Annotated in this window: 19 protein-coding genes and 2 pseudogenes; 13 read left to right on the top strand and 8 right to left on the bottom strand. The window is 61.6% G+C overall.

Annotation, left to right across the window (positions count from 1 at the left end; all coding sequences use genetic code 11):
- Positions 1–323: 323 nt before the first annotated feature.
- Positions 324–725, top strand: a pseudogene (locus EB231_RS33240) (IS481 family transposase); the annotation flags it as partial.
- Positions 726–791: 66 nt separating this feature from the next.
- On the opposite strand, the gene EB231_RS33245 reads toward EB231_RS33240, so the two are convergent.
- The 5 genes and pseudogenes from EB231_RS33245 to EB231_RS33265 form a co-directional block, all read right to left on the bottom strand.
- Positions 792–1,958 (bottom strand): NAD(P)/FAD-dependent oxidoreductase, encoded by a 1,167-nt coding sequence (locus EB231_RS33245; protein ID WP_172352493.1) that lies wholly within the window; start codon positions 1,956–1,958, stop codon positions 792–794.
- A gap of 132 nt (positions 1,959–2,090) precedes the next feature.
- The gene (locus tag EB231_RS35430) at positions 2,091–2,324 is read right to left on the bottom strand and encodes a methionine adenosyltransferase domain-containing protein (protein ID WP_206681883.1); all 234 of its coding nucleotides are present in this window, start codon (positions 2,322–2,324) and stop codon (positions 2,091–2,093) included.
- Between the two features lie 462 nt (positions 2,325–2,786).
- Positions 2,787–3,300 (bottom strand): annotated as a pseudogene (locus tag EB231_RS33255) (IS3 family transposase); the annotation flags it as partial.
- 75 nt (positions 3,301–3,375) lie between these two features.
- Positions 3,376–4,743, bottom strand: a complete 1,368-nt coding sequence (locus EB231_RS33260; protein WP_172352494.1) for a sigma-54-dependent transcriptional regulator — start codon at positions 4,741–4,743, stop codon at positions 3,376–3,378.
- Entirely contained in the window at positions 4,740–6,611 is a 1,872-nt protein-coding gene (locus EB231_RS33265) for a sensor histidine kinase (RefSeq protein ID WP_246740832.1), read from the bottom strand. The genes EB231_RS33260 and EB231_RS33265 overlap by 4 nt, the downstream gene beginning before the upstream one ends.
- A gap of 256 nt (positions 6,612–6,867) precedes the next feature.
- Here EB231_RS33265 and EB231_RS33270 point away from each other — a divergent pair, with 256 nt between their 5' ends.
- From EB231_RS33270 to nifA, 3 genes are all read left to right on the top strand, one after another.
- A complete protein-coding gene (locus tag EB231_RS33270; RefSeq protein WP_172353135.1) occupies positions 6,868–8,301 on the top strand; it encodes a dicarboxylate/amino acid:cation symporter in 1,434 nt (477 codons plus the stop codon).
- 318 nt (positions 8,302–8,619) lie between these two features.
- Positions 8,620–9,651 (top strand): LacI family DNA-binding transcriptional regulator, encoded by a 1,032-nt coding sequence (locus EB231_RS33275; RefSeq protein WP_010913552.1) that lies wholly within the window; start codon positions 8,620–8,622, stop codon positions 9,649–9,651.
- 546 nt (positions 9,652–10,197) lie between these two features.
- The gene (gene nifA, locus EB231_RS33280; protein ID WP_172352495.1) at positions 10,198–12,024 is read left to right on the top strand and encodes a nif-specific transcriptional activator NifA; all 1,827 of its coding nucleotides are present in this window, start codon (positions 10,198–10,200) and stop codon (positions 12,022–12,024) included.
- A 184-nt stretch (positions 12,025–12,208) separates the two neighbouring features.
- On the opposite strand, the gene EB231_RS33285 is transcribed toward nifA, so the two are convergent.
- From EB231_RS33285 to panB, 3 genes are all read right to left on the bottom strand, one after another.
- Positions 12,209–12,724, bottom strand: coding sequence for a hypothetical protein (locus EB231_RS33285; protein ID WP_172352496.1), 516 nt, complete (start codon positions 12,722–12,724; stop codon positions 12,209–12,211).
- 1,213 nt (positions 12,725–13,937) lie between these two features.
- Positions 13,938–14,048, bottom strand: a complete 111-nt coding sequence (locus EB231_RS35670) for a pantoate--beta-alanine ligase (RefSeq protein WP_340163197.1) — start codon at positions 14,046–14,048, stop codon at positions 13,938–13,940.
- Positions 14,045–14,890: a 3-methyl-2-oxobutanoate hydroxymethyltransferase gene (gene panB / locus EB231_RS33290; RefSeq protein WP_069091030.1), complete on the bottom strand. Its 846-nt coding sequence runs from the start codon at positions 14,888–14,890 to the stop codon at positions 14,045–14,047. Before panB ends, EB231_RS35670 begins: the two co-directional genes overlap by 4 nt.
- A gap of 178 nt (positions 14,891–15,068) precedes the next feature.
- Between panB and EB231_RS33295 the strand changes: the two genes are divergently transcribed.
- From EB231_RS33295 to EB231_RS33335, 9 genes are all read left to right on the top strand, one after another.
- On the top strand, positions 15,069–16,025 hold the full coding sequence (locus tag EB231_RS33295; protein ID WP_172352497.1) for an NUDIX hydrolase: 957 nt from the start codon (positions 15,069–15,071) through the stop codon (positions 16,023–16,025).
- Positions 16,026–16,089: 64 nt separating this feature from the next.
- Positions 16,090–17,064, top strand: a complete 975-nt coding sequence (nadA, locus tag EB231_RS33300) for a quinolinate synthase NadA (protein ID WP_172352498.1) — start codon at positions 16,090–16,092, stop codon at positions 17,062–17,064.
- Positions 17,061–18,602 (top strand): L-aspartate oxidase, encoded by a 1,542-nt coding sequence (locus EB231_RS33305; protein ID WP_172352499.1) that lies wholly within the window; start codon positions 17,061–17,063, stop codon positions 18,600–18,602. The genes nadA and EB231_RS33305 overlap by 4 nt, the downstream gene beginning before the upstream one ends.
- A gap of 1 nt (position 18,603) precedes the next feature.
- Positions 18,604–19,485 (top strand): carboxylating nicotinate-nucleotide diphosphorylase, encoded by an 882-nt coding sequence (nadC, locus tag EB231_RS33310; protein WP_172352500.1) that lies wholly within the window; start codon positions 18,604–18,606, stop codon positions 19,483–19,485.
- 503 nt (positions 19,486–19,988) lie between these two features.
- Positions 19,989–20,984, top strand: coding sequence for a biotin synthase BioB (gene bioB, locus EB231_RS33315; RefSeq protein ID WP_172352501.1), 996 nt, complete (start codon positions 19,989–19,991; stop codon positions 20,982–20,984).
- On the top strand, positions 20,981–22,120 hold the full coding sequence (locus EB231_RS33320) for an 8-amino-7-oxononanoate synthase (RefSeq protein ID WP_172352502.1): 1,140 nt from the start codon (positions 20,981–20,983) through the stop codon (positions 22,118–22,120). Before bioB ends, EB231_RS33320 begins: the two co-directional genes overlap by 4 nt.
- Positions 22,117–22,752 (top strand): dethiobiotin synthase, encoded by a 636-nt coding sequence (bioD, locus tag EB231_RS33325; RefSeq protein WP_027033152.1) that lies wholly within the window; start codon positions 22,117–22,119, stop codon positions 22,750–22,752. Before EB231_RS33320 ends, bioD begins: the two co-directional genes overlap by 4 nt.
- Positions 22,752–24,017, top strand: coding sequence for an adenosylmethionine--8-amino-7-oxononanoate transaminase (locus EB231_RS33330; protein ID WP_172352503.1), 1,266 nt, complete (start codon positions 22,752–22,754; stop codon positions 24,015–24,017). Before bioD ends, EB231_RS33330 begins: the two co-directional genes overlap by 1 nt.
- Complete coding sequence (locus EB231_RS33335) at positions 24,014–24,997, top strand: beta-ketoacyl-ACP synthase III (protein ID WP_172352504.1); 984 nt, start codon at positions 24,014–24,016, stop codon at positions 24,995–24,997. Before EB231_RS33330 ends, EB231_RS33335 begins: the two co-directional genes overlap by 4 nt.
- Positions 24,998–25,029 lie beyond the last annotated feature (32 nt).

Raw genomic sequence — 25,029 nt, forward strand, 5'->3', positions numbered from 1 at the left:
GATGGACGCGCGCCTGGGCTGGTCTTCCGCGCAGACCAGAAAATGCTCTTCGGAGCCAACGTAAACATCAACCACTTTCCTTAAGGCTGCTACATTCTTGAATTCTTTCTATGCATCGTGCCGTAACATCGGTAAAATCGTCTGTTTCGATGAAACGCATCCACGCCATGGATGGCTAGTGACATGGGTTCCAGAGCGTTGGCTGTGAACCCTCTCGCTGTGCTCGACGCACCGCTAACCCCAGCGGAACCTCACGGTGACAGCACGCAGCATCGACCTAAGTGAGCCGGCCATGAGCGCGGGCCGCGGCCACGAAGCTTCGACTGGGCCAGGTTCTGCATGGGAGCGCCACAAAGAAAGAGGCGATGCGTCGAGCTGTAAGCGAGCCTGAGCTCGCTTTCGAAGCGCTATGCCATCAACCCCAAGACGGTCGCGAAGTGGAGGAGCGGAGTTCGACCGCCGATCTGCCCACCGGCCCCAGGGAGCCGAGATCGAAGGTTCTGTCTGCCGTAGAAGAGGACCGTTGTTGTGGCCTTCCGCCGCAACACACTGCTGCCGCTGGACGGTTGCCTCTACGGCCTTGCAGCCGACGATCCCGCATCTGACGCGCTCTTCATTGCACCGATGTCTGCAGCGCAAGCATCGGCTTCTTCCACATTGATATTGCGGAGATCCCAACCGAACAGGGCAAGCTAAACATCAAGGCCTTTGTACCGCGCACCGCCTGTCGCGAACCTTCGCGCCCCTCTGGCCCGCCGGCACCAAAGGAGACCGTCGCGGCGCCGTTGTTGCTAGATCACATTCAATTCCCTAAACGCCCGCCCTTCGGCGACACGGATGTACCCAAACGCGGAGCAATCGACCGTGCGGTAGCCGCCATGCACGAGAAGCTCGGCCAGCGCCTTGCCGACCGCCGGGGCCTGCTGCAGACCGTGGCCTGAAAATCCGTTGGCGAAGAGGAAATTTTTCACCTTGGGGTGCGGCCCGATCACCGCGTTCTGGTCGAGCGTGTTGTAATCGTAGTGCCCGGCCCAGGCGCGGGTAGGCTTGATGGCCTCGAAGGCCGGAATGCGGGTCGCCAGCACCGGCCAAATCACCTCTTCGAACAGCGGCCAGTCGACCTCGAAATCCTGGGGATCGGCCGGGCCGTCGCCCTCTTCCGGCTCGGCGCCGCCGGTGAGATAGACCGAGCCTTCCGGCCGGACATAGATGCCGGAGGGATCGACCAGCAGCGGCATGTCGGCATATTTTTCGCGCGCCTCGAAGACGAAGACATTGCGCTTGCGCGGCTCGACCGGCAGCGCCAGCCCGGCGAGAGCGGCGACCTTGCCGGCATTCGGCCCGGCGGCATTGAGGACGGTGCCGGCTTCGATCGTCTCGCCATTGTCGAGCCTGACGCTGGTGACACGGTGGCCCTGCCGCTCGATGCCGATGACCGAGGCGGTCATAATGTCCACGTTCTTGCCGCGCAGCGCCTTGCGGAACAGCGTCAGCATTGCATGCGCGTCGAACCAGCCTTCGCCGCTGCGGCCATAGGAGCCGGCGGATATACCTTCGGTCGACAGCCAAGGGAAGCGGCGCGTCAGCTGATCCGCGTCCTCGAGCACGATGTCGGCCCCCTCGGCGACCTGCGCTTCGTGATTGGCATTCAGGATCGGCAGCCCGTTCTCGCTAGCGAGAATGAGAAAGCCGCCCTCGCGAAAACCGATGTCGGCGTCCGCGCCGAATTCTTCCTTCAGCCGCCGGAACAGTTTCATGGTGAACTGCGACAGGCGGATGTTCTGCGGGATCGAGAATTGCTGGCGAATGGAGGCGCAGGACAACGTCGTTGCCGCGTGCGCGAACTGCGGATCGCGCTCGATCAGCGCGATCGAGCCGGAAAACTCTTCCTCGCGCAGATAGTAGGCGATCGAGGAGCCGACGATGGCTCCTCCGATGATAACGATGTCGTAACGCACTTTTTTGTCGCCTTTCCGGTAACCGCCCGTGTCGATCACACAGCCGTCAGCATGATGTCGAAGCGCGTGCCGCGGCGGGCGCGGGCCTAGCGAGTTGAAAAGGGTTGCCGCATGCGCTTGATCCAGCGGCGCTCACGCAGCTGCCGGTCCTGCCTCACGCAGCAAGTCGTCGGCTCTGTCCGTCTTCTCCCAGGTGAACTCAGGCTCTTCACGGCCGAAGTGTCCGTATGTCGCCGTGTTGCGGTATATCGGGCGCACGAGATCAAGCATCTTGATGATGCCTTTCGGTCGGAGATCGAAAACATGCGAATCCAAACATGAGGCCCTGATCCCGCCCTTGCTCGAGATCCTGCCATCGTCCTTCATCAACGCCCTGGCTGATGTCGGGCGACTGCCCGGTGAGAGCCAGAACGACGGCGCAATTTCGACTCAAAGCCGATGGCATCGTCGTAGCCAATATAGAGTATCGTATCGCGGGCGACTTGGGTGTAATCGATGTGCGCATGGCTGGTACCCTCGTCCTGCTGGCTTTGTCATTTCGCGCTCTTCGCAAATGCTGTTTGGCGGCGGAACATAAAACGACACCAGATTTCTGCCGCCACTGATCTCGAAAGTTGTGATGAGCGTACCATTGACAGCGATTTGCGCTCGCAACGATTCCATGAATTTCTTTGAAGGATCTGTTGCAACGCTAAACAACAACGCAACGAGATTGGCGGGGGCCTGGTAAGACGGCAAGCTGGAACTGGTTGGCCAAGAGGGAGGCGATCGGCGCACCTTTCCCCAGGCGACGTGCTAACTTGCATCGTGCACCTCATCCGCCATTTGCTAAATGTTTTGTCCCGGCATTTGCTGGAGCGGATTGAAAGTGAACGCTCGGGCTGGGAAGCCCATGCCTTCCAGATGAACTCGCAGGGCGTGAGGCCCTTGAGGGTCTTCAGCTTGCGGCCGAAATTGTAGGCCGCGACGAAGTCGGCAAGATGCCGACGCAGTTGGTCGCGATCGTCGTAGTGGAAGCGCTTGACGGTTGCGTCTTGATGGTCTGGTTCATTCTCTCGACTCTTCTCGCCGGCCTGTCGCCTTCGACATCTGGCAATCGGCCGATGCTTGCCTGCAGACAGCGGTGGGAGCGCGTCAGATGCGGGACATCGGCTGCAACGCGTAGAGGCAATCGTCGAGCGGCAGCAGCCTTGTTGCGGCGGAAGGCCACAACAACGGTTTTCCTCGACAGACAGAACTGTCGACTCCCTGGAGCCGGTGGACAGATCGGCGGTCGAATTCCGCTTCTCCACTTCGCGACCGTCTTGGGGTTGATGCCATAGCGCTCCGAAAGCGACCTCACCTAGCCCATAGTGCATCCTTTGAGTCGGACGAGAATGGCGAAATTTCTTTTCCGCGACATGCAAGCAAGAAGGCTTCAGCCAATGGCGGTTTTTCGATAATCGGCCGTGTCTATCCCATGTCGTTTCAGCTTGTCGTAGAAGGTCTTGCGGGGAACTCCCAGGACTTCGATCGTGCGCCTCACGTCGCCGCCGCATTCCTGCAAGGCATCGCGGATGACAGTCGCCTCATAAAGGCTGACCTTCTCGGACAAGTGGAGGCTTGATACCGCTTGTTCCTTTCGACCTGATGCAATGGGCGTGCCTAGCCTTTCAAGTCCCAATGCAACGCGATCGGCGAAATGCACGAGTTCACGGACATTGCCGGGCCAATTGTGGCTCACGAGGCGATCGCGCACGCCAGCGCTTATGTCCGGAACTGGCCTGCTGAAGCGTTTGGAGGCGCGTTCCAGGAAATGCCCAAAGAGCATCGGGATGTCTTCGCGCCTTTCGCGAAGCGGCGGGATGCGGAGCGTCACCACATTCAGCCGGAAATAAAGGTCTTCCCGGAAATCTCCGCGGGCGGCCGGATCGCCGAGATCGGCCTTGGTAGCCGACACGACACGAAGGTCGATGCTGCGGGTTTCGTTCGTGCCAAGCGGCGTGATCTGCCGGGTCTCAAGCACCCTCAGAAGCTTCACCTGGAGTGCTGGCGGCATCGACTCGATTTCGTCGAGGAAGAGCGTCCCTCCGTTCGAATGCTCGATGCGACCGGTCCTGCGCCTCTGCGCGCCAGTAAAGGCGCCTGCCTCGTGCCCGAAAAGTTCGCTATCGATGACGCTTTCGGGCAGCGCTCCACAATTCAGGGCAACGAAGGGCTTCGTGCGTCGTCTGCTCCAGCGGTGAAGCAGATCCGCGACCACCTCCTTGCCCGTGCCCGTCTCGCCTTCCACAAGGACATCCACATCGGTATCGGCGATCTGGCGGAGAGTTTCGCGCAATCGAATCATGGTCGGTGCCTCCCCGATCAGCGGGATATCGCCCGCAGATCGGACAACCGCATCCCTAAGACGTCTGTTTTCCAGGACCAGGCGCCGTTTTTCCGAAGCGCGATGCAGCGTCACGAGAAGCCGGTCGTTCGCATATGGCTTCGAGATGAAATCGTAGGCGCCATCCTTGATGGCGGCAACGGCCAGCTCGACGTCGGCATGCCCGGTGATCAGGACAACCGGAATCTCCGGGTCGATCGCCTTCACTCGCTCGAAGAGCTGAAGTCCGTTCAGCCCGGGCATACGGATGTCACTCACGACAGGGCCATCGAAGTTCCCGTCGATTCTGGCGAGTGCGGCCTCGGCCGAACCGAACACGCTCGGTGAGAACGAGGCAAGCTTCAGCATCTGCGTGGCTGCGCGAAGCACATCCTCGTCATCGTCGATAAAAATGACCGGTCCTGATTCAGCACTCATGCCGCTCGCCTCAGATCGACCGTGAAGGAAGTCCCTCTCCCGTGGCCGGCATCATCATGCCGCAACGAGCCGCCGAGCTCACGTGCGATCTCTTGCGAAATGACCAGGCCAAGACCGAGACCCTTTTCCTTGTTGGTAACGAACGGCATGAAGAGGCTCCTGCGAATGTCGGGGGCAAGGCCGGGGCCGTTGTCCCGAAGGGAAATAGCGACCATTTCCCCGTTTTCGGCGAGCGCTATCTCGACGCGGGGCTCCGGTTGATCCTTCAGAGCGTCAAGCGCGTTCTGGAGAAGGTTGACGAGTATCTGCTCCAGTCGCATGCGGCTTGCCATGACAATTGGAGACGGATCGATCCGCTTCCGTTCAATCGTCACCCCGGAATCGCGAATTCGGCCTGAAAGAAGCGACAGAGCGCCGTCGATCGCGTCGTCCGCCAGTATCGGTCCCATCGATCCGCTGGCGCGGCGGGAAAAGGACCTTAGCGTTTCAGTGATCGTGCCGATCCTGCCGGTCATGGCGACGATCGAGGCCAGATTCTCGGCGGTTTCTTGCGACCGGCCGATCCCTAGAAGACGCGCGGCATTTTCAGCATAGGTGCGGATTGCGGCGACCGGCTGGTTGATCTCGTGGGCGACCCCGGCCGTTATCTGTCCCAGGATTGACAAGCGGTTCGCCTGGGCGAGTTCGTCGCGCAGGCGACGCACTCTTGCTTCAGCGTTCTCTCGCTCGGCGATCTCACCGGCGAGCGCTGCGTTCGAGCTCTGGAGCTCCGCCGTGCGCAGTTCGACGCGATGCTCCAGTTCCGCATTCAGCAACACAAGCACTTCTTGCCGCTGCCGGGCCGCCCGCCGCCGTCGAACAATGATGAAAATGACGAATCCAACGAGAACGAGGGCAAGCAGCGTTGTCACGCGGGCTGTCATGACCGCCGAGGAGATCTCGGTGTCGGCGGGGATGAGCAACGACATGCGCCAGCCCGGAACTGCTTTGCCGAGATCCTGCGAAACCGCAACGAAATCGGCTGATCGACTCTCAGGAGTTGCGGTGACCAGGTTGTCGCCGCGGCGGGAAAGCGGCACCGGCTCGAAAGTCACGCCCGGTAGCTGCAGACGATCGCGAGCGGTTTGCTTCTCCTTTGCGGAAAGCGGTGAGAGAGCGCCAAAACGCCATTGGGGCACGCTCGTGGCAAGAACCACGCCTCGCTCATCGGTCGTGAAGACCACGAAGCCGCTCTCCAGCCAACGCGACTCGACGCGGTCGAGCTCCACCTTCACCACAACCACACCGAGCGGCCCCTCCGGCCCATCGACCCGGCTCGACAGATAGAGACCAGGGCGCGCGCTAACCGTGCCGAGCGCATATTGCATAGCCGCGCCATCCGCCATCGCCTCGGTGAAGTAGTGGCGAAAGCGGTAATCGCTGCCGACGAAACTGGTCGGCTCGCCGGCGTTGCTCGCAGCAACCGCTACGCCCTCAGGATTAATGATGTAGAGTATAGAAGAGCCGGCGTCGCGCGCGATGGCGCGAAGCTTCTCATCAAGCGCGGCTTCGTTGGCAGTGCTCGGACTGCGAAGCATCTCCTGAACGGCACCGTCGCGTGCCAGAACCAGCGGAATCATTCGCTGCTTCTCGATCTCTCCTTTCAAACTGTCGGCTGCAAGCGGGAACGCGGCAAGAGCACGGTCGCGTAGGGCATACTCTGCTCTGGTGCCGGCGATGCGTCCCGTTGCAAAGACGACGAAACAGAGCGCCGCACCAAGAATTGCAAGCAAAACCACAAGCCAGAGAGATCGACCGCCGGATCTACCAGGGAAGACCAATGGGGCGCGCTGGAAGGCGCCATTACCCATGTCTTCTTCTTCTGCCATCGTATTCTTAAAACAGATCATTGACGAACCATAGTGCGGGGTTCCGCCAGAAGGGAAGGCGATCCGTGCGGAAAACCGCACAATCTTGCTGCGCGATTTGTTGAAGATACCTGAGGCTCCGGCGATTTCCGCGCTCTCTTGGCTTGGCACGGCTATTGCGGTCAACAACGCAGCAGCGTTCGACCGGGGCGCCGCGATGGGAGAAGCCGCGGGGAGGAACAGCCCGCCCCAAACCGGTCAGGGAGAGAAAACTTACATGTTGACCCCACTGGCTCCAAGCGTAAAGCGCGCACCCCGCAAGACCCTTTTTGCCAAGCCTTACGTGCAGGTGCTTGTCGCAATCCTCCTCGGAGTTGCGGTTGGCCATTTTTATCCGCAAATCGGAGAAAACCTGAAGCCGCTCGGCGATGCCTTCATCAAGCTCGTCAAGATGATCATCGCGCCCGTTATCTTTCTGACCGTGTCGACTGGAATTGCCGGCATGAGCGATCTTCAGAAGGTCGGCCGTGTTGCCGGCAAGGCGATGGTCTATTTCTTCACCTTCTCGACGCTCGCGCTTATCGTCGGCCTCATCGTCGGCAATGTCATTCAGCCTGGCGCCGGCCTCAACATCGATCTGACCTCGCTCGACGTCCAAGCCGTCAATGGCTATGCCTCAAAGGCCCATGAGCAGTCCGTGACCGGCTTCCTCATGAACATGATCCCGACCACGATTGTCGGCGCCTTTGTGGAAGGCGACATTCTACAGGTGTTGTTCTTCTCCGTCCTCTTCGGCATCGCGCTGGCGATGGTCGGAGAATCGGGCAAATCGGTTCTTTCCTTCCTTCAGGACCTCACTGCACCCGTTTTCAAATTGGTCGGCATCCTGATGAAAGCCGCGCCGATCGGTGCTTTCGGAGCAATGGCCTTCACGATTGGCAAATATGGCATCGGTTCGGTAGCCAACCTTGCGATGCTGGTCGGGACCTTCTATCTCACGGCCTTCCTCTTCGTATTCGGGGTTCTCGGTGCAGTCTGTCGCTACAACGGCTTCTCGATCTTTTCTCTTATCCGCTACATAAAGGAAGAGCTGCTGCTGGTCCTCGGAACGTCCTCCTCCGAGGCTGCGCTGCCCTCTCTCATGGAGAAAATGGAAAAGGCCGGCGCCAAGCGCTCGGTCGTGGGCCTGGTTATCCCGACCGGATATTCCTTCAATCTGGATGGCACCAATATCTACATGACCCTCGCGGCCCTTTTCATCGCGCAGGCGACGAATACGGATTTGTCAGTTGGCGATCAGGTCCTGCTGCTGCTCGTCGCGATGCTTTCCTCCAAGGGTGCAGCAGGTGTCACAGGTGCCGGCTTCGTCACGTTGGCCGCTACGCTCTCCGTAGTGCCGGCAGTTCCCGTTGCTGGAATGGCGCTGATCCTTGGCGTCGATCGCTTCATGTCGGAATGCAGGGCACTGACGAATTTGGTCGGTAACGCGGTGGCATCGCTCGTCGTCGCCCGCTGGGAAGGCGAACTGGATCAGGCGCAATTGAAAGCTGCATTCTGCGGCCACCAGCCTGCCGAGACATCAACCGGCCAGCCACTGATAACGCCCGCGCCCAGCAACTCGGCAGCATCGCTGCCGGTTGAACCGCCTGGCTGGTCCCAAACGCCGGACGATCGGGCCGCGGGTTCCAAACAAACTCTCGCGGGCCGATGAAATCAACAATCCCGAAATGCAGTGGGTGCAAAATCATCTGCGCCTTGCGAAGGTCTTGCACCGGTCACGACACACAAGCCCTCGATGATGCGCTTAATGCCTCCGAAGTTTGCGACGGTTCGTGGAACCGGGTGCGGAGCTGGGTCGGAGCCGTCGGCACGGCTGAACAATTCGCCCAGGCTCTACGTTTCGGCTTCTACCTCGCACCATGCCACGACAAGAATTCGGTAGCGAACAGGATCAATGCAGGAATGACAGATTTTACTGAATCGACCTTTGCCGGATTTCTTCTTGATGTCGTTTAATCAGACTCGAACAATGGCGAAGCGACCCATAATTGCTGATATCGCCCGGGAAGCCGGGGTTAGTGTTGCCACCGTTGACCGAGTTCTGAATGCCCGTCATCCGGTGCGGAAGGAGACTGCGCAGCGGGTCTTAGCGGCGGCACAGGCCATCGGATATCACGCCGCAGGTCTTATCAAGCAGCGCCTGCAGCCGGACCTGCCGCAATATCGGCTTGGCTTCATCTTGAGAAAACCGACTCACCACTTCTACCAGGGCTTCGCGCGTGAGGTCGAAGCGGCGGTCAACGCGGCGAAGTGCTTCCATGGCACTTCGCTCATCGAATTCGCGCCGTCGCACATGCCGTGCGACCTTATTCCATTGCTCAAGGAATTCGGAGCGCGCTGCCACGCGATCGCCATGGTGGCGCCGGACCATCCGGCGATCACGGCAGCCGTCCAAGAACTCAAGGCAAAAGGCATCCCCGTTTTCTCGCTGCTTTCCGATTTCGCCGAAGGTGTTCGTGAGGGTTATATCGGCCTCGACAACCGCAAGGTCGGGCGGACGACAGCGTGGATGCTTTCAAAGGTCGCAAGACGGCCGGGCAAGGTGGCGGTTTTTGTCGGCAGCCACCGTTTTCAGGGGCAGGAGCTGCGGGAGGTCGGCTTTCGCTCCTATTTCCGTGAGAATGCACCGGCATTCGAGCTGCTCGATCCGCTCGTGAACCTTGAGGCACGGCAGATCACCTACGAGGCCACGCTGGATCTCATGCAACGGGAACCCGAACTCACCGGCTTCTATGTGGCCGGCGGAGGTATGGAGGGAGCGATCTCCGCGCTCCGTGAAGAAGGCGAAAGCCGGGGTCTCGTCGCGATCGTTAACGAGATCACGCCGGAGTCACGGGCTGCACTCGCAGATGGCATGATCACGATGTCGGTCGCCACGCCCCAGCGCCTGCTTTGCCAGGAACTGATGACGCTGATGGCCCAGGCCATCAAGGTCGGCACTTCGGAGACGCTTGGGCAGACTTTTCTGCCGTTTGAGATTTATCTGCCGGAAAACATCTGAAAAACTGATAAAATACTATCATGAGAGCCTAATTTCCTTTCATTCATGAAAGAAAAGCAGCGGGAGTTTGATTGACTCACCTGCCTGATTCCGGTCTCGTTTAACAACGAATGATTGCTGCGCGGCGGAAGCCAGTCAGCCGAGAACGACGACCCGCACTTCATGAAGAGAGAGGAAAGCCATGCGTCAAGCATCGCTCCGCTTTGCGATCGACCGCATGACGCCGCCCCATCTTGCCAGGGCCGCACTTGCTCGCGGCCCGGGCCTGACTGGCATCGACATTAGCTATCATCTCGATGGCAATTTCATTGCGCGCGAAAAGCCGGCTGCAGACGTCCGTCTTGCTAACGGATCAATCGTCACGACTATCTTCATCAACGCCTTTTCGTGTTTCAATGAATCCCCGCGTGCAAGGGCGAGGCGAGCAAACTCGTCGATTGTGCAGCGGCCTGCGGAGCGAAAACGCCGACGAATGCGATTCGCCAAGGACATCCACGCGCTGGACAATAGGCGCACTTGCCTCGGGCATCGATTTCATGGCGCGAGATGGATGATCACATGCAACACGATGCTCGCAACTCCGAGCAAAGTGCCAGGCAGATCTCGTCACGCTGCATATCGCTTCCAAAAATGAAAAGTCCTAATTCAAAGTCCGAGACGAATCACGTGGCCCCTAGTGTGCAGTTGCACGAGAGGGCGTCAGACATCTTCGAAGCATCGAAAGCACCCGCCGCCGCCTCTGGGCTCGAAGCCACGTTGGCCAACGTCCTCGACCTCCTGCCATCGTTGGTGCAGGTGCGGCACGGCATCATCTCGCTCAGCGACAGGTCCGGCATACCAGACATGACCGTCGGGGCCGGCTGGAGCGAAGGCAGTGATGAGCGCTGCCGGAAGCATCTGCCACGGGGGGCGATCGACCAGATCATGACGACGGGCATGGCACTGGTGGCCGAGAACATAGCGTTGGAACCGGCCTTCAACGCCACCGACAAGGACGTGCTCGGGGCGTCCGAAACCATGGAAGTGTCGTTCATCGGCGTACCCATTCGCGTCGATGCGAACGTCGTGGGCACGTTGACCATCGACCGCATCCTCGACAACAAATCAGGTTCCCTCCTCGAATACGACCTGCGCCTCCTCACCATAATCGCCAATCTGGTTGGGCAGACAGTGAAGCTGCATCGCCTGTTCGCCTCCGACCGCGAGCGACTGATGGCCGAGAAAATCCGGATGCAAAAGCAATTCGGCGAGCTCAGGCAGCCTGGGCATGAGGGCAAAAGGGCTCATGTCAAGGGGATCATTGGCGACAGCCCGGCGCTTCGCGGGCTGCTTGAGAAGGTCGCGTTAGCAGCCAGGTCCAACAGCACCGTTTTGCTGCGCGGGGAATCCGGGACCGGCAAGGAGCTGGTCGCCAAGGCCGTTCACGAGCTGTCGGGGCGCGCCAAGCGGCCGTTCATCAAGCTCAATTGCGCAGCGCTCCCTGAGACAGTCCTGGAATCCGAACTGTTCGGTCACGAAAAGGGTGCCTTTACCAGTGCATTCAACTCGCGCAAGGGGCGCTTTGAGCTCGCCGACAAGGGAACGTTGTTTCTGGACGAGATCGGTGAGATTTCGGCCTCGTTCCAGGCAAAGCTGCTGCGCGTGCTGCAGGAGCAGGAGTTCGAGCGCGTCGGCAGCAACCAGACGATTAAGGTCGACGTTCGCGTGATTGCCGCCACGAACAGGAACCTGGAAGACGCGGTTGCAAGGAACGAGTTTCGCGCCGACCTTTATTATCGCATCAGCGTTGTTCCCCTGCTGGTGCCGCCATTGCGCGAAAGGCGCGGTGATATTCCGCTCCTTGCCGCTGAGTTTCTCAAGAATTTCAACAACGAGAACGGCCGTATGATGGTCTTCGATGCGAGTGCGACTGAAGTGCTGATGAACTGTGCTTTTCCCGGAAATGTCCGCGAGCTTGAAAATTGCGTGCAGCGGACAGCGACCCTCGCAGCGGGAAAGTCAATCGTCAGAAGCGACTTTGACTGCTCACACGGCCGATGCCTTTCCGCGATGTTATGGAAGCACGCGTCTAAGGAGACTTCGCCGAAATTCGAGGCGATCGCACCATCGCCACTAAACCCGGCCATGAAATCATCTGGTGCCTTTGCATCGCCCGCCGTTGCGACCCCGCCTGTTGACAGCGAGCAGGCACTGCCAGCGCCTGATCGGATAGGCCTCGTGAGCGACGGGAAGCTGACCGATCGCGAGCGTCTCATCGCGACGATGGAAAGATCCGGCTGGGTACAGGCAAAGGCAGCGCGCCTGCTTGGATTGACGCCGCGCCAGATTGGCTACGCGCTGAGGAAATACGGTATCGAGATCAAGTGTCTCTGAACGGGCTGTCGAACTTTCGATATGTGGGGGCCGCGCGACAGAGCGAGCGAGGCGAATAGCTGGGTGAAATCAAGGGTTGGTTCATTCGGCGCGGACCTCCGCGAGGCGGTCCAGCCCCCTATCGGCGCCAAGAACGGCCCGCCGTTATGGTCGCTCTGTCGGTCCTGTCGATCGGCTCTGCGAACTAGTGCAATGAGGATTTGCCTGTGTAAAACCAGTTCGCCGGGTAGCCGGGCAGTGCGCCGGCGTTGTCGCCGGAGTTCGCGCCAGAACCGTCCCTGTAGTACCCCACCGTCTGAAAGATGAAGCTATTGCGTTCGATATCAACGAGAGCGATGACGTGCGGCCTCCACCCTAATCTCGGATCGAAATCGTTCGTCGGATCCTGGAAACGTGAGTCAACGCCCGCGGTCAGGTAATCCTTGCTGCCTTGTTCGCCGGATCCGCAGAGCATGTTATTGTCCTCCCCAAAAACGTGCGGTTTGTCGCGGCTTCTGTCACCGGAGAGTTCGTGCCATGCCTTGTCGCCGTAGGGTCGGTGATCGGCCTCGCGGGCTAAAGATTGAGAGTCGCCTCGACAAGCGTCGGTTCTGTCGCTGCGGTCAGGTCCCACGCTCACATCGTCCCGCTCATTTTCGATTGCTTCGGGAGTTGGTTGACCCCTAAGAAACTGTTTTAGCTGCAGGACAAGCTTTCTCATTGCAGTCTCCCGATGCCCCCGCGACGAAGCACTTCGTATACCGCTCACCGAGCCATTGCGGTAATCGTTTGCCGTTATGAATGCATTTGCCGGATGGATGTTTTTTCACGTGCTCTTCGCCCTGCTGCCTTCAGTGACGGGCGGGACCGCGGCGGCCTGCACTTGGCGACATTCGACGCGCGAAACCGCTGGACGAGGATGTTGGCGATGCCCGCGCAGGACCGCCAGCTTGTAGCCAAAGGGCCATTGGGCCGATGCAGTGACCAACTGGCCAGCACGGCTCTCCGAGGTGGCTTATTCGCTGCTCGTGCTCAGCAAGATAGGGTCGGGCCTCAGAGCGTGGGGCATGAACGTCGCCAACTGCGCAGTATGCCTCCGGCCCTTGTTGCTGTTGCCCGCGCGCTCGCCGTCATTCTGCGTCGCATGAGAGGTCGGTCTCGTCCATCAACACAAGCTTCGCCGGACCCGCGAAGGCAGACGCTCAAGGCGCTTTGGCTGATCCGCACCGACTGCTCACCTCCGTTGAAGGATTTTGAATCAGCACAAAAGCAACTGTCACATGACCATCGAGTCATCATCACAGGACATGCTGTAGTTGCAGCTCGGTCGGCTGGTCCGTAAAAGCAGATCGGGATCATCGTCGGCCCGTAGTCCGAGATATTCAACTTCTCTGCAGCCGGCGGCTAGGATGGCGTCGCCTGTCGCAGTGCCTTGGCCAGCCTCTCGGCCGCTTTAACAGTATTTCGCTTTGGGGGACCGCCACGCGCTGCTCGGCCGGCAGCTGAGAATTGCGATCGCCCATCCATGTGCTTCGCGCCTTTTCGGAAAGGCGATGATCTCGAGAAACGGGCAGGACGGCGCACGAGTTTCAACTGCTGGAAATCCTTCTCGCCAAGAAGGCCGGACCAGCAGCGGCCTGGAAAAGAGCTTCGTCACCAATCGCGCCACGCCGTCGAAATGGCCGGGGCCGAACGCGACGCACAGCCTTCGCTCGCCCCGCTCACCGAGACCGCGGTGGCAACCACTCGAGATACATCTCTCGTGCGGCGCGTAAAGCATCCAGCGCCTAGCAGCTTGGCAGCGTCCTCATGCTCCGTGGGTGGGTAGGCGGCAACGTCGGCGGCGGTCGTTCAACTGCTTCTGGTTCGCGAAGAGGGTAAGGATCACCCGGTCGGCGCCTGAAGTGCGGCGCGCACCAAGCTGAGATGGCCCTTCATGCAAGGGCGCCCATGGTTGACACGACCGCGACTTTCATGCCCTGCCTTCGCCATGCCGCCACGGATTTGCGCGACTCGGTGGCGGTCCGGACGATCGGTGTGCTCATGTCGCTTCTCCTCCTTTGATGGCTTTCGGTTCATCGCCGAAGACATGTTCGGCAGCCGGAAACCGGCGCTCCTTCACGTCGCACGCGTAGGCCTCGATCGCTGCCGAAGCGGCCTCTCCCAGTTCGACATAGCGCTTGACGAATTTCGGGCGGAAGTCGCCGAACAGGCCCAGCATGTCGTCGACGACCAGGATCTGCCCGTCGCAGGCCGCCGAGGCGCCGATGCCGATCGTCGGGATTGGGATTTCCTCGGTGATGCGGCGGGCGAGCGGTTCGGGCACTTTTTCCAGTACGACGGAAAAGGCGCCAGCCTCGCTGACCGCAAGAGCATCGCGCCAAATGCGCTCGGCATCCTCGCCCCTGCCCTGCACGCGATATCCGCCAAACAGGTTGACCGCCTGCGGCGTCAGGCCGACATGCGCCATGACCGGGATTCCGCGCGCTGTGAGGAAGCGGATCGTCTCGGCGATCGTCGCGCCGCCCTCGAGCTTGACCGCAGCGCATCCGGTCTCCGCCATAAGGCGCGCGGAATTGCGGAAGGCCTGCTCTAGGCTTTCCTCGTACGAGCCGAACGGCATGTCGACAACCAGCAGCGCCCGCTCCATTCCCCGCCGAACCGCCTTGGCGTGCATGATCATCATATCGAGCGTCACACTGAGCGTGGAGGGAAGGCCGTGGAGAACCATGCCGACGCTGTCGCCGACAAGAACGATGTCGCAGTGGCCGTCAACCAACCTTGCGACCGGCGTGGTGTAGGCCGTCAGGCAGACCAGCGGCGTGCTGCCCTTTCGCGCACGGATGTTCGGCGGCGTGATCGCCTTGACGACACCAGCGGCGCTCAATCCACGTCTCTCCTCACCCAGCGTCACCCACGGCCAGTGTCGCGTTTGGCATATTTTTGTCGAGGTGCGAAGAGGTAAAATCGCCAGAGCGCGTGGTGTTGACGCGACGGGTGGAATGATAAAGAACAGAACTAAATCGGTTTAGACAGGCGGAGCTCTGCCAAGTAGGTCAGGAACTATGGATCAGGCAAAGGGACCAAGGAAAGGCAGAGTCACAGGCAAGACCAACGACGTCAATGCGGACCTCATCGCAGTCGTCGTTGCCGTGAACGACGCTGGACCTTGTGTTCTGACCATCGAACAGGGGGGCGCCCTTCCCTCGGGCCCGTTTGAGCTCGCTCATCGTTCGCTCCAGTCGGGCCTCAGGGCATGGGTGGAACTGCAGACCGGTCAGCCTCTCGGCTATATCGAGCAGCTCTACACCTTCGCCGATCGCGATCGGATCGGCGCCAACGAGCGCGTGATCTCGATCAGCTATCTCGCACTCACCCGCGAAGAAGATGCGGGCGCCTCGGGCAGGCGCAGCTGGGCCAGCTGGTACGACTATTTCCCCTGGGAGGATCATCGCTCCGGCAGGCCCCCGATGCTGGAAGAATTGTGGCCGCGCCTTATCGAATGGGCGGACGGCGCGGACGACGGCGCGACGCGCTTCGATCGCCGGCGGCGAGCGGCGGTCGCCTTTGCCTTGGACGACCGGGCATGGAACGAAGAGCTAACACTGCAGCGCTACGAGCTGCTGTATGAAGCCGCCCTGGTGGAGGAAGCAAAACGCGGCGGAGATTCGGCCATCCTCGCTCCGGTGCCGGGCAGATCGATGAGCGCCGATCATCGCCGCATTCTGGCAACGGCTATTGCGCGGCTGCGCTCCAAGATCAAATACCGGCCTGTTGTGTTCGAACTGATGCCGCCGCTCTTCACGCTTTTACAGCTACAACGAACCGTGGAGGCGCTCTCCGGCAGGCTCATCAACAAGCCGAACTTTCGCCGGCTCATAGAGCAGCAGGAGCTGGTTGAGAAGACCGGCGCGACGACCGCCGAGACCGGCGGCCGGCCGGCGCAGCTCTACCGCTTCCACCATGCCATTCTAGACGAGAGGCCTGTGGCCGGCACAAAATTGCCGCTCGCACGGGCTTGACACCACTTATAGTCACAACGATTATATAGGCCTTATAATCGCGTTGACTATAACTGGAGGCTCGATGAGCGCCGTCCTGCCTTCGAGCGCCTCACTATACGACCGCGTTCGGCGCGTTATCCCACCGATCGAGTGGCCGCTCTTCGTCGAGGACATCGACGCGATCCTGGAACTGAAGCGACAGCGCAACGCGGTCATTCTGGCGCATAACTACCAGACGCCGGAGATTTTTCACTGCGTGGCTGACATCGTCGGGGACAGCCTGGCGCTGGCCCGCAAGGCGATGACGGTCGATGCCGAAATCATCGTGCTCGCGGGCGTGCATTTTATGGCCGAGACCGCCAAGCTCCTCAATCCGGACAAGACCGTGCTCATCCCGGATCTCGGCGCCGGCTGTTCGCTGGCCGAGTCGATCACCGCCGAAGACGTGCGCCTGATGCGGCAGCGTTATCCGAGCGTTCCAGTGGTGACCTACGTCAACACCTCCGCCGCGGTGAAGGCTGAATCCGACATCTGCTGCACCTCGGGCAATGCGCTCGCGGTGGTGAAATCGCTCGGCGCGCCGCGTGTGATCATGCTGCCCGATGAATATCTGGCGAAGAACATCGCCGCGCAGACCAAGGTCGAGATCATTGCCTGGAAGGGGCGCTGCGAGGTGCACGAACGCTTCACCGCGGCCGACATCCGCGAGCTGCGTGAGGCCCATCCCGGCATCAGTGTACTTGCCCATCCCGAATGTCCGCCTGAAGTGGTCGCGGAAGCCGACTTCGCCGGCTCGACGGCGGCGATGTCCGACTATGTCGCGCGGCATAGGCCGGCGCGTGTGGTGCTGATGACGGAATGTTCCATGAGCGACAACGTCGCGGTCGAGCATCCGGAAGTAGATTTCGTGCGCCCATGCAATCTGTGCCCGCATATGAAGCGCATCACGCTCGCCAACATCCGGACCGCGCTCGAGGAGAACCGCTACGTCGTCACGATCGATCCTCATGTCGCTGAACGGGCCCGCTGGGCTGTGGAACGCATGCTCTTTGTATGACGGCGGACATCCATCACATTGGCGGAGCGCCGGTCATCATCGGCGCTGGTATCGCCGGGCTCATGACGGCGCTACACTTGGCGCCGCAACCAGTCGTCCTTCTGTCAAGGACCTCGCTCGGAACCGAAGGCTCGAGCATTCTAGCCCAGGGCGGGCTCGCAGCGAGTCTGGGGGAGGACGACAGCCCCGACCTGCACCTCGCCGATACGCTTGCTGCCGGCGATGGGCTTTGCGACGAACAAATGGCCAGGCGGGTGGTAGAGGCCGCACCTCAAGCCGTCGAGAATCTCATTCGTCTTGGTACTCCTTTCGACCGCTCGCTAGACGGGAGGCTGCAGCTGGGCCTGGAAGCGGCGCATTCGCGTCGCCGCATCGTGCACGCCGCCGGCGACGCAACCGGCCGCGAGTTGTTTCGGGCGCTACTCGGCGTGGCGCGGCGAACCCGTTCGATCACGATCATGGAAGGCATGACAGCGCTTCGCTTGGTTGTCGCAGAGGGCAGCATTGTTGGCTTGCTGACTGTCCTGCATGGCGCCGTGTTCGCATTGCCCACACGCCGCGTGGTGCTGGCGACCGGTGGTATAGGCGGCCTGTTTTGCGATACAACCAATCCGCTCTCCTCATTCGGGCACGGCCTGGCGCTTGCAGCCTGTGCTGGAGCGGAACTAGCCGATCTCGAATTCGTGCAATTCCACCCGACGGCCCTCGACATTGCGCGCCGGCCAATGCCGCTTGTCAGCGAAGCAGTGCGTGGCGAAGGCGCGGTGCTGATCGATGAGCACGGCCATCGCTTCCTGGCAGACACGCCCGGGGCAGAACTCGCATCGCGCGATGTGGTCGCGCGGGCGATCTCCGATCAGCTCGCAGCCGGGCATGGCGTCTATCTCGATGCCCGACATTGTCTCGGGAAGAAATTCGCAAGACGCTTTCCGGCAATCGACGCTATTTGCAAGCATGCCGGCATCGATCCGGCGGTGGAACCCATTCCCGTACGGCCCGCTGCTCACTATCACATGGGCGGCGTGGCCGTTGACGCCGAGGGGCGAACTTCCGTTAGCGGCCTGTGGGCCTGTGGCGAAGTCGCATGCACAGGACTGCATGGCGCCAACCGGCTTGCCAGCAACTCGCTGACCGAAGCGGTTGCAACCGCCGCCTGGGTGGCTGAAAGCGTCGCGGGTACCTCTGCGGGTTGGCAGTGGCCTAGGCTTCCGGCAACTGTTCCCATCCGGCCCGACCCTTCACCTATTCGCCCGATTGTGTCCAATGCGCTTGGCATTGTTCGGAATGGGAAATCATTGTGCGACACGGTCGCGACACTGCTGCCGATCTCTGTTTGCGAGACGGCCGCGGCCGATCCGGCCCTGGTGGCATTGTTGATGGCGATCGCCGCCCTTCGGCGCGAGGAGAGCCGCGGCTCCCACTTTCGATCCGATTTCCCCGGGCGCGATGCCGCCGCCCTCCCCTCACGATTGACGCTCTGCACAGCTTTTGAGAATGCCGTCACGCTCAGATGGCAAGCATCCGAACGGAGCCGTTGACATGACTTCACTTGCACCACTTCCCCAGATCATCATGGAGCCCATCGTGCGTTCTGCCCTGCTTGAAGACCTGGGCAGAGCCGGCGACATCACGAGCGATGCGATCATCCCCGCCGATTGCAAAGCGACGCTGGCGTTGAATGCCCGGCAGGCAGGCGTTGTTGCCGGGCTCGACTTGGTCATGTTTGCCTTCCTGCTGGTCGATCCCGGGATCAGCATCCAGCTGCGGTGTCCTGAGGGCGGCAAGGTTTCGGCCGGCCAGACCATCGCGATCGTAAACGGGCCGGCGCGCAGCCTGCTGACGGCGGAGCGGACGGCGCTCAATTTCTTATGCAAACTCAGCGGCATCGCGACGGCAACGGCTACGCTCGTAAACGCGGTGAGGGGCCATAACGCAAAAATCGTGTGCACACGCAAAACGACGCCCGGCCTGCGTGTCCTGGAAAAGTATGCGGTACGAGCGGGCGGCGGTGCCAATCACCGCTTCGCGCTCGACGACGCCGTGCTGATCAAGGACAACCACATCGCCATTGCCGGCGATATCCGCACCGCAATCGAGCGGGCGCGCAGCGCCATCGGTCACATGGTCAAGATCGAGGTCGAGGTCGACAGGCTGGACCAGTTGGAGATCGCGCTTACAGCGGGCGTCGACGCCGTGCTCCTCGACAACATGTCGGTCGAGGACCTTGCGCAGGCTGTGGCTATGGTCGGTGGCCGCGCGATCACCGAGGCTTCGGGCCGGGTAACGCGGGCGAGTGCCCCGGCAATTGCGGCGACCGGCGTCGACCTCATATCGGTCGGCTGGCTTACCCACAGCGCGCCCATTCTCGACATTGGTCTCGACATGCCGGCCGACCGAAATTGCAACAGGCATCTGAACTGATGGAGAGGACATGAACCGGGATCGCAGGAACTCCTTTGGTCGCAGGCTAACCTGCGTCAGCACGTCCCCGGTTCCACCAACAGCCGACGCAAGCCTTCTCGGCGCCAGGCGACACGCTTCAACAACGGAGGCGGGAGGGACGGACCAGCAAGGCACAGAAAGCCGCGTCGCAGTCCTTGGCGTCATCATCTGCCGACTCGACGAGATGCGCCAGTTGGCGGCCTCTCACGGGCTGGAACTTCTGAGTTATCTGCTGGACGTCGCCTTCACCGAATCCTGCGACGCGATCAGAAAGGAGCATTCCTGTGCTCAGAGTAAAATAACGGAAACCGTAATCCCCACGGATGACGTGAGTTGAGCCTGCGGGCAGCAGTTGGAGAGTCCGCTCAAGAGCGCCACCACTCGCGTTTCGATAGAAGACTTCCCGCTGGCATGCGCCTTGTCTTCAGCATCCACTGCAACGCTCCAGGTCACGGACGGAAGATTATGGAGAACAAGACCTTATGAACGAACTCAGCCCAGACCTGACCTCGGATCCAATCGGTTGGGCGCTTCCCCGTTGGACGCGAGCGGAAGCCCAAGCGCTCCACGACGCGCCATTCAACGACCTTTTGTTTCAGGCGCAGACCGTTCACCGGCAGAATTTCGATCCCAACAAGGTCCAGCTGAGCCGGCTTCTCAGCATCAAGACCGGCGGATGCCCGGAGGATTGCGGCTATTGCAGCCAATCGGCACATCACGAAAGCGGGTTGAAGGCGTCAAAGCTGATGGAGGTCCGGCGCGTCATCGCCGAGGCGACCAAGGCACGCGATGCCGGCGCCACCCGCTATTGCATGGGCGCGGCCTGGCGAAACCCGAAGGCGCGCGACATGGACGCGGTGGTGGCGATGGTCGAGGGTGTCAAGGCACTCGGCATGGAGACCTGCATGACGCTCGGCATGCTCGATCTTGAGCAGGCCGCTCGTCTGAAACAGGCCGGTCTCGACTACTACAACCACAACATCGACACCTCCGAGCGCTATTACTCAGAGATCATCTCGACCCGGACATTTGCCGACCGGCTGGACACGCTGGCCAATGTCCGCGACAGCGGCATCAAGGTCTGCTGCGGCGGCATCGTCGGCATGGGCGAAGAACCGGTGGACCGGATCGACATGCTGGTGACGCTGGCCAATCTGCCGGAGCACCCGGAAAGCGTGCCGATCAACATGCTCATCCCGATCGAGGGCACCCCGCTTGCCGAGGCTGAACCCATCGAGCCGATCGAATTCGTGCGCGTCATCGCGCTGGCGCGCATCATGATGCCGAAATCGCATGTCCGACTCTCCGCCGGCCGCACCGCCATGACCGATGAAATGCAGGCGCTGTGCTTTTTTGCCGGCGCCAACTCGATCTTCGTCGGCGACACACTGCTGACGGCGGACAATCCCGGCGAAGACAAGGATACTCTGCTGTTCCAGCGTCTCGGCATCGAGCCGATGGAAATCGGCACGCAATGAACGAGGCACTTCTTGCCCGCTATGACGCGTCCTTGCGCGGACTGGCGCGCAAGGACCGGCTGCGCACACTTGCACCGCGCGCCGGGCTCGACTTCTCGTCGAACGACTATCTCGGGCTTGCCGCCTCCAAAAGACTTGGCGAAGCGGTGGCGGCGGCGATTGCGCGGGGGACGCCGGTCGGCGCGACCGGATCGCGGTTGTTAAGGGGCAACTCACCGGAGCACGAGGCCCTGGAGGCAGACGCCGCGGCGTTCTTCGGCGCCGAACGCGCGCTGTTCTTCGGCAGCGGCTACATCGCCAACTTCGCTCTGCTGACGACGCTGCCGCAAAAGGGCGACCTCTTGATCCTCGACGACCTTGCTCATGCCAGCATGCATGAGGGGGCCCGCGCTGGCCGCGCCGAGTTCAAGCTCGCCGCGCATAACGACATCGATGCTGTCGAGGATGCGATCACCCGCTGGCGCGCCGAAGGCGGCATGGGCCGCATCTGGATCGCGGTCGAAAGCCTCTACAGCATGGATGGCGACCGCGCCCCGATGGCGCGCCTTATCGCGCTTGCCGATCGGCACGAGGCATTCCTCGTCGTCGACGAGGCGCATGCCACCGGCATCTGGGGACCGGACGGCCGCGGGCTGGCCGCCGCTTTCGAGGGCCGCGACAACATTGTCGCACTTCACACATGCGGCAAGGCGCTCGGCGCGTCCGGCGCACTCGTCACCGGGCCGGGAACGCTATGCGACTATCTCGTCAACCGCTGCCGGCCATTCATCTACGCCACCGCGCCGTCGCCTCTGATGGCGGTGGCAGTGCGCGAAGCGCTGGCCATGCTGTCCGACGAGCCCCAACGCCGTGTCCAGCTGCAGGAGCGCGTAGCCTTCGCGGGCCGCCAATTGGCCGAGCGCTGCGGCGTGAAGCCCAGCGGCTCGCAGATCCAGTCCTTTGTCATCGGCGACAACAGGCGCACCATGGCGGTGGCGGCGGCGCTGCAGGCGCGCGGCTTCGACATACGCGGCATTCGTCCGCCGACCGTACCCGAGGGCACATCGCGACTGCGCATTTCGCTGACGCTCAACGTCGACGAAGCCGACATTTCGGCCATGCTCGAGGCGCTCGTCGAGGTGCTGGCCTCGACATGACCAAGCGCATCGTCATCACCGGAACAGATACCGGAATCGGCAAGACGGTGTTTTCGGCGGGATTGGCCGGCTTCCTCAACGGCTTCTACTGGAAGCCGGTGCAGTCGGGCCTCGACGGCGAGACCGACAGCGAGGTTGTTGCGCGGCTTGCCGGCCTTCCGCCGGGGCGCGTGCTGCCGGAAGTGTATCGCCTGAAGGAGCCGCTGTCGCCGCATCGTTCGGCCGAACTCGATGGCGTCGCGATAGACGTGGCAAGGCTCTCGCTTCCGGACTTGCCGGGTCCGATCGTCATCGAAGGTGCCGGGGGACTGATGGTGCCGCTCAACCGGCGGACCAAGTTCATCGACATATTTGCTCAGTGGCGGGTGCCGGTCATCCTGTGCGCCCGTACCAAGCTCGGCACCATCAATCACACCTTGTTGTCGATCGAGGCCCTGCGGGCTCGCTCGATCCCGCTCGTCGGCATCGCCTTCATCGGCGATGAAGTGGCAGATACGCAAAGGACAATCGTGGAATTCAGCGGCATACGCCAGCTTGGCAGGCTGCCGCTGCTCGATCCGCTGACGAGTGAGACGCTGAGGGAAGCGATGGTTGCCGGCTTCGACCTCGCAGCGATCGCAGGAGGCGAGTGATGTCGCAGTCTCAAGTCTGGCATCCGTTCACCCAGCACGCGCTCGAGCCGGCTATCCCTGAAATCGTCAGGACGGAAGGCGCCTACCTCTACAAGGCTGACGGCACACGTATCCTGGACGCCATTTCGTCCTGGTGGGTCGTCACGCATGGCCACCGCCATCCCCGCATCATCAGGGCCATCGAGAAGACCGCGTCGAGCCTCGACCAGATCATCTTCGCGGGCTTCACCCACGAGCCAGCCGAACGCTTGGCCAGGGCGCTTGTCGGGCTCGCTCCCACCGGTCTCGACTGGGTGTTTTATTCCGACAGCGGCTCGACCTCAGTCGAAGTCGCGCTGAAGATGGCGCTCGGCTATTTCCGCAACATCGGCGCGCCGCGCTCGCGCATCGTCGTCATGGAGCACAGCTATCATGGCGACACCATCGGCACGATGAGCGTCGGCGCCCGAGGCGTGTTCAACGCCGCCTACGAACCCTTGCTGTTCGAGGTCGACACCATCCCCTTCCCGGCCGCCGGGCGCGAGCAGGACACGCTGGATCGGTTCGAGGCCGTCAGCCGCGACCGGCGCGCCGCCGCGCTGATCGTCGAACCGCTGGTGCTTGGCGCCGGCGGCATGCTGATGTATCCGGCCTGGGTTCTGGCCGAATTGAAGAAGATTGCCGAAGCCTCCGGCACGCTGCTGATCGCCGACGAAGTGATGACCGGCTGGGGGCGGACCGGAACCATGTTCGCTTGCGAGCAGGCGTCGATCTCTCCGGACATCCTGTGCACCTCGAAGGGGCTGACCGGCGGCGCCATCCCGCTGGCCGCCACGCTCGCCACCGATGACATCTTCCAGGCCCATTATTCCGAAGACCGGAAGAAGACATTCTTTCATTCGAGCTCCTACACCGCCAATCCGATTGCCTGCGCGGCCGCACTCGCCAATGTCGAGATCTGGCGTGACGAGCCGGTGGCCGAGCGGGTCACGGCCTTGAGCGCGAAGCAGGCCGCCGGGCTGCGACGCTTCCGGGACAATCCATATTTCACGGACAGCCGGACGACCGGCACGATCGCCGCCCTCGATCTGCGCACCGGCTCAGCGGGCTATCTGGCCGAAATCGGGCCAAAACTGCGCGCTTTTTTCCTCGAGCGCGGCCTACTCGTGCGCCCGCTCGGCAATGTCCTCTATCTTCTGCCACCCTATTGCATCACCAGCGAGGAACTGAACGGGCTCTATGACGCCATCGAGGAGGCCGGCGAACGCTTCGGCTCGCAGCCATGAGCAGGTCATCGCGTATTCTCGGGTTTGGCCATCATGCGCCCGGCCGCAAAGTGGCGAACGCCGAGATCGAGAGCAATCTCGGCCTCGAGCCGGGCTGGATCGAGCGGCGTACCGGAATTCGTTCGCGCTTCTGGGCAACCGACGAAGACACGCTGTCTGGCCTGGCCGCCCGTGCCGGCGACATGGCGCTGGCGAACGCCGGCATGGACCGCAGTGACATCGGTCTGCTGTTGCTTGCCACCTCGACGCCCGACCACCTTCTGCCGCCCAGTGCACCCTTGGTCGCGCACAAGCTCGGCCTTGGCCGCCCAGGCGCGGTCGATCTAACCGGCGCCTGCGCCGGCTTCATCTATGCGCTGATGTTCGCGGACGGGTTCACCCGCCTGCACGGCAAACCAGCGCTGGTCATCGCCGCCAACATCCTCAGCCGCCGCATCAATCCAGCCGAGCGCGCGAGCTCAGTCCTTTTCGCCGATGCCGCCGGCGCCCTGGTGATTGGTGCGTGCGAGGACCCTGATCTAGGTATTCTCGGCGCTTCGGTGGATTCGGACGGCTCGCGCTACGGGCTGATCCAGATCCCGGCCGGCGGAAGCAGCATCCCATTCCATGACGATCTGGATCTCGGGCAAACTCGGATGACGATGACCGACGGACGCGAAGTGTTCGCCAAAGCTGTTGAGATGATGACCGATTGCTCTACAAGCGCGCTTGCCGTTGCCGGAGTGCGACCACAGGACATCGATCGGTTTGTGCCGCACCAGGCCAATGCCCGCATTTTCGATGCGGTGGGGCGAAACCTCGGCATCGCCGATGAAGCGATCGTCAAGACGATCGCCGAGTATGGCAACTCTTCCGCCGCGACGATCCCGCTCTCGCTGTCGCTCGCCCATCGGGCGGCGCCGTTCCGGCCGGGGGAGAAGGTTCTTCTGGCGGCCGCGGGTGCGGGTCTTAGCGGCGGTGCGATCGTCGTTGGAATTTAGCCGCGCGAACCGAACTGCCAAGACTGACCTTG

Origin of the sequence: Mesorhizobium sp. NZP2298 (genome assembly GCF_013170825.1) — a bacterium.
Lineage (GTDB): Bacteria > Pseudomonadota > Alphaproteobacteria > Rhizobiales > Rhizobiaceae > Mesorhizobium.